This window comes from Bacillus sp. B2-WWTP-C-10-Post-4 (assembly GCF_009183805.1).
Lineage (GTDB): Bacteria > Bacillota > Bacilli > Bacillales > Bacillaceae_G > Bacillus_A > Bacillus_A cereus.
Map to the genome: position 1 here is coordinate 1 of NZ_WEII01000170.1, position 5,732 is coordinate 5,732.

A 5,732-nucleotide genomic window follows, 5' to 3' on the forward strand; every position below is an offset into this window, starting at 1 on the left:
GATCAAGCCCCCATTCTAATTCGTTTATTTCATTTTCAAGTCCTGTTGGATAGAGTAAAAGAATCTTAAAATTATTTTTAACAATATTTGATAAAACGGTTTGTAATTCTAGTGCTTCAGTCAAGTTTTCGCCCCATCTAACAAATAAAATGGATTGTGAATGATGAATTTTTTCGTAAAAGTTATCAATTCTTCGATCTAATTTTTGTTTAAAATCATGGTATGTGATGAACCAATCTTCATTTGGAATAACAGGGAAATCATGATAAGATGTTACGTTATATTTTGTGTCTTTTATAATATGAGAAAAAACAGGTTGTATCACACCATCATTAAACACAATATTTTGTTCCTGCATTGCGTGCATGTTTTTTAAATCCATAAAGTCTATAAAATTATTTTTCAATAATGTGTTGATAGAAGAAAGATTCGGTGATTCAAACCAATCTAGAGGACCTGAATATTTCCGCAGCCTATATTTTTTTAGATGAATAGCGGTATAACAATTTTCCCCTAAACTAATAACATCATCATAAATTCCGTGAAGTTTTTTCATTTCCAATACAATCATCCTTTTTTTGGAAAGTGGGAGAACTAATTCATTATAAATAATATATGTATGTATAAAACCTCCTGTGAAAAGGCTCACAGGAGGTTAAACTAAAGCGTATTTCGAGTTATATACTATTTGTCGAGGTAAGAATTGTGTGTGATAATTAATGGCGTTTTATAAAAAAGGAGAAAAACAGAAGTACATTGAAGTTAGTTGTGAATAAATTATAATTTAAAATTGAGCGGAAATAAGGAGCCCCAGTTACTTCATTATGCAACTGGGGCATTTTTTAATCTCTTCCTAACTTAATTATATCATGTAAATCAAGTTCGAAATAGACTGTTTCTTCTCATTGACTCCTGCTACAATCAAGAACACATGCATAGTAAGGAGAGATGTTATATGAGTTCTTTCGTTCTCGATTTTCAGGAAATAGAAAAGGTGCAGCTTTCACTCGTCGGTGGAAAAGGTTTGAATTTAGGGGAGTTAACAAACATTCAAGGTATACAAGTACCCGAAGGTTTTTGTGTTACAACGGTAGGATATGAAAAGGCTATCGAGCAAAATGAAGAGTTTCAAACTTTGTTGCAGCAGCTAACAAAGTTGAAAATGGAAGAGCGTGCTCAAATTGGTGAAATGAGTAAGAAGATTAGAGAAGTCATTATGGCAGTACAAATCCCTTCTGATGTAGTGGAATCAGTAGCTCATTATCTCTCACGTTTTGGAAATGAACATGCGTATGCAGTGCGTTCTAGTGCTACGGCTGAAGATTTACCGTATGCTTCATTTGCAGGTCAACAAGATACGTATTTAAATATTATCGGAGAAGAAGCGATTTTACAGCATGTAAGAAAGTGCTGGGGGTCTTTATTTACAGAGCGAGCAGTTACGTACCGCATGCAAAATGGTTTTGAACATAATCAAGTTTCTATATGTGTTGTCATTCAAAAAATGGTTTTCCCTGAGGCTTCAGGGATTTTATTTACTGCGGATCCGATTACTTCGAATAGGAAGGTGTTGTCAATCGATGCCAGCTTTGGACTTGGCGAGGCGCTAGTATCTGGATTGGTTTCTGCCGATAATTATAAGGTAAAAGAAGATGAAATCGTCGAAAAGGTCATCGCAACGAAAAAATTAGCCATCTATGGACGAAAAGAAGGCGGAACAGAGAGAAAGAAAATTGCTCCTAATAAGCAAAAAGTTCAAACACTTACTGAACAACAGATTTTACAACTAGCACGCATCGGAAGACAAATCGAAGCTTATTTTGGTTGTCCGCAAGATATTGAATGGTGCTTAGTTGATGATACAATTTATATAGTCCAAAGCAGACCGATTACGACTTTATATCCAATTCCAGAAGTAAATGATGGGGAAAATCACGTGTATATATCAGTTGGTCACCAACAAATGATGACCGATGCGATGAAACCATTAGGTTTATCTTTTTTCCTGTTAACGACTAGTGCCCCTATGCGTAAAGCGGGAGGCAGGTTATTTGTCGATGCTACGCAACAATTAGCATCACCTGCTAGCAGAGATTACTTAATAAACACTTTAGGAAAATCGGATCCACTCGTAAGAGATGCATTAACGACTATAGTTAAGCGAGATAATTTTATTAAATTATTACCAGATGATGAAAAAGGGAAGAGTGTTGGTAAAAGTGTGCCACCTGCAAATTCTCAACCGGAAATTGAAAATGATCCGGCAATCGTTACAAATTTAATACAGAATAGTCAAGCATCACTTGAAGAGTTAAAACAAAATATGCAACTGAAATCAGGAGTGGACGTACTTGATTTTATTTTGGAAGATATTCAGCAATTAAAGAAAGTATTGTTTAACCCGCAAAGTATCGCTGTCATTATGGCTGGTATGAATGCTTCAACATGGATAAATGAAAAGATGGAGCAATGGTTAGGTGAAAAAAATGCAGCAGACACGCTTTCTCAATCCGTACAAAATAATGTTACATCTGAAATGGGTTTAGCATTAATGGATGTCGCTGATGTGATTCGGCCGTACAAAGAAGTTATTACGTATTTACAACATGTAGAAGATGATAGCTTTTTAAATGAACTAGTTCAGTTTAAAGGTGGAGAAGAAGCTCGAGATGCTATTCTAACTTTTCTAAATAAATACGGAATGAGATGTAGCGGAGAAATAGATATTACGAAAACGCGCTGGAGTGAAAAGCCAACTACAATTATCCCGATGATTTTAAATAATATAAGAGATTTTGAATATGGTGCGAGTAAGCGGAAATTTGAAGAAGGACTGCAAGAAGCTTTGAAAAAAGAAGAAGAGTTAGTAGATCGATTACAGCACTTATCGGGTGGAAAACAAAAAGTAGAAGAAACGAAGCGAATGATTCGTAATATCCGTAATTTTATCGGCTATCGTGAATATCCAAAATACGGTATGATTAATCGTTATTTCATATATAAGCAAGCGTTACTGAAAGAAGCTGAGAAACTTGTGCAGAGCGGTGTCATTCGTGAAGTGGATGATATATACTATTTAACTTTTGAAGAACTTCACGAAGTAGTCTGCACGAATAAACTAGATTACGAACTGATACAAAAACAAAAAAATGATTACAAATTATATGAAAAACTAACGCCTCCGCGTATAATGACGTCTGATGGAGAAATCATTACAGGTAAATATAAACGAGAAAACCTCCCAGATGATGCGATTGTAGGTTTGCCTGTTTCTTCAGGAGTGATTGAGGGGAGAGCTCGCGTTATTTTAAACATGGAAGAAGCGAATTTAGAAGAGGGCGATATATTAGTTACAGCTTTTACTGATCCGGGCTGGACACCATTGTTTGTGTCTATAAAAGGATTAGTTACTGAAGTCGGCGGACTTATGACGCATGGAGCAGTTATCGCACGTGAATATGGATTACCAGCAGTCGTTGGAGTAGAGAATGCTACGAATTTAATAAAAGACGGACAACGAATTCGGGTACATGGAACAGAAGGGTATATTGAAGTGTTGTAATGAAATAAAAGAACATCCGCTATTATAGTGGATGTTCTTTTATTATATAGCTGGATTATTTCTTTAAGCCAGCTGCATAAAAAGGCCCATGAACTGCGATTGTTGATAAAAAGTGAGCAATCTCCTCAGGTGTTTCTTTTTGTCCATTATTTAACCATTGCTGGATGACACCTATATGTGCAGATGCCATATAAGAAGTTAAGTATTCGCTTGGAACAAGTAAATTCTCTTTATTAATGAGAGGACCATTCGTATCTTCAAATAATGTTTTCCACATAAAGTCTTTCAGTTTTGTTTGGAAAGATAAATCTCCTTTCGGACTTAGTACAGCTTTCATAAAATCACTATTTTCATTTAGAAATTCAAGAATAGAAGTGATAAGTATAAATGGCATTGTTGGAGAAGGATTTGATCCAAGGTCAGCAATAACTTCAGGGAATTTCTGTTTTGCAATGTTAGAAAACTCGTACATAATGTCTTCTTGGCATTTTGTCATTAAATCAAATTTATCTTGATAATGCGTATAGAAAGTACCGCGATTAATGTTTGCTTTCGTTGTAATATCTTTCACTGTAATGGCGTCAAAACCTTTTTCTTCAATTAGCTCCACCAATGCATTTCGTATAGCAGTTTTCGTACGAACAACACGTAAATCTAAATTACTATCGCGCAAAGCATGTCCCTCCTTAATTTTACAAAACACATTTAGAAAATGTGTCTTATAACCAACACATTCACGATTTTTGATTATTGTATAAGGTTCAACTTGAACATATAATTCAAAATATAAATAAACAACACGTTGTTTATTATTATAGGTCAAATTAAAGGAGGAGAAAAGAAAATGTTTAAAAATAAACTTTTATTGTTATCACCAGTTCTTGCACTACTTGTTGTTTTTATTTTTTCATTAACGTTATTTCCAACTGTTCAACCGCAGCCGAAAAACTTGCCAATTGCAATTGTAAATGAGGATCAAGGTGTAGAAATTCCAAATCAATCGAAAATGAATATGGGGCAAACAATTGTTGATACGGTGAAAAAATCATCGAAATCAGATGAAGAACCTGCGGTAAAGTGGGTAGAAGTGAAGAATAAGGAAGCAGTTCAAAAAGGTTTAAATAACCAAGAGTATTATGCAGCGTTAGTCATTCCGAAAGACTTTAGCACAAAACAAGCATCATTACGAACGCCACAGCCATCTTCTCCAGAGATAGAAATATTCATAAATCAAGGAATGAATACAGCAGCATCAACTATGGCTGGGCAAATGTTAAATGCAATCGTTGATAATATGAACAATACTGTTCGCGCGCAAGTATTAGAAGGATATAAGGAAAAAGGAGGTACATTAACAGCAGATCAAGCTGCGAAATTAGTAACACCTATTGTAAAGAACGTGAAAAATATGAATGAGGTCGGCAAAAATAGTGCGAACGGTAACTCACCAATATCATTGTTCCAGCCGTTATGGATTGCAAGTTTAGCTAGTGCAGCGATTATTTTTATTGCGATTAGTAAAATGCCAGTAAGCTCAAGAAAAGAAAACTTTCTGTTAAAAGTAAACCAAATCGTAACAGGAGCTATTGCGACACTTGTAATTGGATTTGGTCTTACATGGATTGCGGATGGGATGGTATGGTTAAATATTTCGAACTTCACGGATACAGCTCTATTCTTATCCATTACTTCTTTTAGTTTCTTCTTAATGATATCTGCGGTACTTTCATTGGTTGGGCTAAAAGGAATCGGTTTATTCGCTTTATTACTATTCTTCGGGGCGCCGTTACTATCATTAGCACCTGAGATGTTGTCTCCGTTTTATCAAGACTGGGTTTACTCATGGTTACCAATGAAATTTATGATTGAAGGCCTAAGAGAAATCTTCTTCTTCGGAAAAGGGTTAAGTTGGAATACTCCTGTTACTGTACTCGTTTGGATTGGTATAGTAAGTATGGTTACTATATTAGCAACTGCATTCAAACGTAGTGTAGTAAAAGGGCATAAAACAGAATTGAACGCTTAAAAAAAAGCCGTTTCACTAATTTGAAGTGCACCCCAATTGTTAGACACAGTCTAACAATTGGAGGTGCATTTTTTATGGCTAAATTTTCTTCAAAAGAAAAAATCCAAGCGGTGAAACGATATTTAGATGGTACAGAAAGTGGAA

4 protein-coding genes are annotated in these 5,732 nt (G+C 35.2%); 2 read left to right on the forward strand and 2 right to left on the reverse strand.

Annotated features, from left to right (window positions below; all coding sequences use genetic code 11):
* A partial coding sequence (locus GBN78_RS27995) for a DUF1796 family putative cysteine peptidase (protein WP_152127944.1) occupies positions 1–571 on the reverse strand: 571 nt, incomplete at its 3' end.
* A 384-nt stretch (positions 572–955) separates the two neighbouring features.
* Here GBN78_RS27995 and ppsA point away from each other — a divergent pair.
* Complete coding sequence (ppsA, locus tag GBN78_RS28000) at positions 956–3,562, forward strand: phosphoenolpyruvate synthase (protein ID WP_152127945.1); 2,607 nt, start codon at positions 956–958, stop codon at positions 3,560–3,562.
* A gap of 55 nt (positions 3,563–3,617) precedes the next feature.
* Here the strand turns inward: ppsA and GBN78_RS28005 are convergent, their stop codons facing one another.
* Complete coding sequence (locus GBN78_RS28005) at positions 3,618–4,235, reverse strand: TetR/AcrR family transcriptional regulator (RefSeq protein WP_001205698.1); 618 nt, start codon at positions 4,233–4,235, stop codon at positions 3,618–3,620.
* A 171-nt stretch (positions 4,236–4,406) separates the two neighbouring features.
* Here GBN78_RS28005 and GBN78_RS28010 point away from each other — a divergent pair, with 171 nt between their 5' ends.
* On the forward strand, positions 4,407–5,588 hold the full coding sequence (locus GBN78_RS28010; RefSeq protein ID WP_000475877.1) for a YhgE/Pip domain-containing protein: 1,182 nt from the start codon (positions 4,407–4,409) through the stop codon (positions 5,586–5,588).
* The last annotated feature ends 144 nt before the right edge of the window (positions 5,589–5,732 follow it).

Excerpts from the sequence above, each read along its gene's own strand:
- ppsA (WP_152127945.1), top strand. The coding sequence starts at position 956 with ATGAGTTCTTTCGTTCTCGATTTTCAGGAAATAGAAAAGGTGCAGCTT.
- GBN78_RS28010 (WP_000475877.1), top strand. The coding sequence starts at position 4,407 with ATGTTTAAAAATAAACTTTTATTGTTATCACCAGTTCTTGCACTACTT.